1 protein-coding gene is annotated in these 3,637 nt (G+C 61.4%); it reads left to right on the top strand.

Translation table 11 applies throughout. The features are described 5' to 3' along the window. The coding region (locus PMI26_RS03810; RefSeq protein WP_007979305.1) for a beta strand repeat-containing protein at positions 1-3,637 on the top strand (3,637 nt) is incomplete at both ends.

The following is a 3,637-nucleotide window of genomic DNA, read 5'->3' as shown; positions in this document are numbered from 1 at the left end:
GCCAACTACAACGGCGCGGTGCCGACGGTGAGCTACACCGTCACCGACGGTTCCGGCAGCAATGTCACCTCGACCCTGACCATCAACGTCACCCCGGTCGATGACCCGAGCGTCCTGATTGCAGATACCAAGACCGTCGATGAAGACCACGCTGCAACGGGCAACGTGCTTGGCAATGACATCGATGTCGACAACGCTCTGAGTGTCGCGACATTCACCATACAAGGTGTCCCCGGCTCCTTTACCGCAGGTCAAGTCGCGACTATCACCGGCGTTGGTACTGTGACTATCGCCACCAATGGCGATTACAGTTTCACCCCTGCCGCGAACTGGAACGGAACGGTTCCACAGATCAGCTACACCACCAACACCAACTCCACCAGCACGCTGAACATCACGGTCAACCCGGTCAACGACGCTCCGACCGTTAACACCACCTCGGCCAGTGGTGATGAAGATCATTTGATCGCCGTGCAGCTCGGCGGCAATGACATTGACGGCAGCGTCAATCACTTCACCCTGACCAGCCTGCCGGCCAATGGCAAGTTTTACGCAGACGCCGCCGGGACCATCGAGCTGACCACCAGCAGCGTGATTTCCGCAACGGCCAATGGCGCAACGGTTTACTTCAAACCCACCGGCGACTGGAGTGGCACCACCAGCTTCACCTACAGCGCGACCGACAACGGGGGCATGCCTTCTGCTACTTCAGCGACCGGCACCATCGTCGTCGCGCCAGTCACCGATACCCCAAGCCTGTCGCTGACCGGTGGCGGCATTGTTGCCTCGACCGACTTCCAGGAAGTCGCTGCGAGTGTCGACGTCGATGTCAGCAAGCTCGGCAACGGCGCCTGGCACACTGACAACCGCGGGGGCATGGTCGAAATCGGCAAAGCCAGCGTCTACGGTGCCGGCGGCAATAACCAGGTCATCGAACTCGAGCGTAATGCCGGTGATGCGAGCAACCTCTACACCACTATCGATGCGAAGGCCGGCACCTCGTACAACGTGTCGTTCGACTATGCACCGCGTGCCGGCGTAGATAATTCGCTCATCAACGTGTACTGGGGCGGTCAACTCATTGGCACCCTGAACACCTCGACCACGGGCATGCAGCACTACAGCTTCGACATTCCGGTCACTGCCGATGGCAACCAGAAACTCGAGTTCCGCGCTGGTGACAGCAACAGCCTGGGCGGCGTGCTGGACAACATCAATGTCACTCAGGTGCTCAACTCGGGCCTTGAAGACAACGCGATCCTGTTGTCCACCATTCAGGCCCACACCAATGACGCCGACGGCTCGGAAACGCTTGCCCTCACACTGAGCGGCTTGCCAGCGGGTTCCAGCCTCACCGATGGCACCCACACCTTCAATGCTGCCGACGGCTCGACGTCGGTGGACATTACGGGTTGGAACCTGTCCACGCTCAAGCTGACACCGCCGACGAACTTCAATGGCGACATCCCCCTGACCGTAACGGCCACCGCCAAAGACGGCGATGCCCCAAGCGCGAGCACCTCGCTGCCACTGGTGGTGCACGTGGCTGCCGTCGATGACGCCAGCGTGCTGCAGGCGGATCAGATCACCGTCGAAGAAGATCACAACGCGATCGGCAACGTGCTGACCAACGACCACGATGTCGATAATGCCCTGAGCGTCGCAAGCTTCAGTGTGAACGGGGTCAACGGCAGTTTCACGGCGGGCCAGACCGCGACCATCACGGGTGTCGGTACGCTGATCATTTCCAGCAACGGCGACTACACCTTCAAGCCGGCTGCCGACTGGAATGGCAATGTTCCACAGGTGACATACACCACCAATACTGGCTCGAGCAGTACGCTGAACATCAGCGTGACGCCGGTCAACGACAACTTCACCGACGCCAACGAAACGCCCTCGACCCTGGAAGACACCGCCTTGACCGGCAGCGTCCTCACCGGCACCTCGAGCGTCGACGGCCAGGTCAGCGTGGTGAACTTCACCATCGGTGAGTCCACCTACGCCGCCGGCAGCACCGCGACCATCGCCAACGTCGGCACCCTGGTGATCGGCGCCAATGGCGCTTACACCTTCACCCCGGATGCCAACTACAACGGCACCGTGCCAACGGTTACCTACACCGTCACCGACGGTTCGGGACCTAACGACACGTCGACCCTGAATATCAGCGTTACGCCGGTCAACGACAACTTCACCGACGCCAGCGAAACGGTCTCGACCCTGGAAGACACTGCCCTCAGCGGCAGCGTGCTCACCGGCACGAGCAGCGTTGACGGTCCGGTCAGCGTGGTCAACTTCACCATTGGTTCGACCACTTACACAGCCGGCAGCACAGCGACCATCGCCAATGTCGGTACCCTGGTGATCGGCGCCAACGGCGCCTACACCTTCACCCCGGCCGCCAACTACAACGGCACCGTGCCAACCGTTACCTACACCGTCACCGACGGTTTGGGACCTAACGACACTTCGACCCTGAACATCAGCGTCACGCCGGTCGACGACAGCTTCACCGATGCCAACGAAACGGTCTCGACCCTGGAAGACACTGCCTTGACCGGCAGCGTCCTCTCCGGCACTTCGAGCGTCGACGGCGCGGTCAGCGTGGTCAACTTCAGCATCGACGGCGTGACGGGTACTTTCACCGCCGGCCAGACCGCGACCATCGCCAACGTCGGCACCCTGGTCATCGGCGCCAACGGGACTTACACCTTCACCCCGGACGCCAACTACAACGGCACAGTGCCGACCGTTAGCTACACCGTCACCGACGGTTCGGGAACAAACGACACTTCGACCCTGAACATCAGCGTTACCCCGGTCAACGACAACTTCACAGACGCCAACGAAAGCGTGACCACCGCTGAAGACACCGCCCTCAGCGGCAGCGTCCTCACTGGCACGAGCAGCGTCGATGGCCAAGTCAGCGTGGTCAACTTCACCATCGGCGATACCACCTACGCCGCGGGCAGCACGGCGACCATCGCCAACGTCGGTACCCTGGTGATCGGTGCCAACGGGGCTTACACCTTCACTCCGGCTGCCAACTACAACGGCACGGTGCCGACCGTCACCTACACCGTCACCGACGGTTCCGGCACAGACGACACTTCGACCCTGAACATCAGCGTTACCCCGGTCGATGACAGCTTTATTGATGCCAGCGAAAGCGTGACCACCGCCGAAGACACCTCCCTCACCGGCAGCGTCCTCTCCGGCACCTCGAGCGTCGATGGTCCAGTCAGTGTGGTCAACTTCACCATTGGTTCGACCACTTACACGGCCGGCAGCACGGCGACCATCGCCAACGTCGGTACCCTGGTAATCGCGGCGAACGGGGCCTACACCTTCACCCCGGCTGCCAACTACAACGGCACCGTGCCAACGGTTACCTACACCGTCACCGACGGTTCGGGATCTAACGACACCTCGACCCTGAACATCAGCGTCACGCCGGTCGACGACAGCTTCACCGATGCCAGCGAAACGGTCTCGACCCTTGAAGACACCGCTCTGACCGGCAGCGTCCTCACAGGCACCTCGAGCGCCGATGGCGCGGTCAGCGTGGTCAACTTCACCATCGGTGATACCACCTATACGGCCGGCACCACGGCGACCATTGCCAATGTCGGCA

This window comes from Pseudomonas sp. GM33 (assembly GCF_000282295.1).
GTDB classification, from domain to species: Bacteria; Pseudomonadota; Gammaproteobacteria; order Pseudomonadales; family Pseudomonadaceae; genus Aquipseudomonas; species Aquipseudomonas laurylsulfatiphila.
The sequence above is the reverse complement of the archived record's forward strand: the minus strand, read 5'-3'. Positions and strand labels throughout refer to the sequence as shown.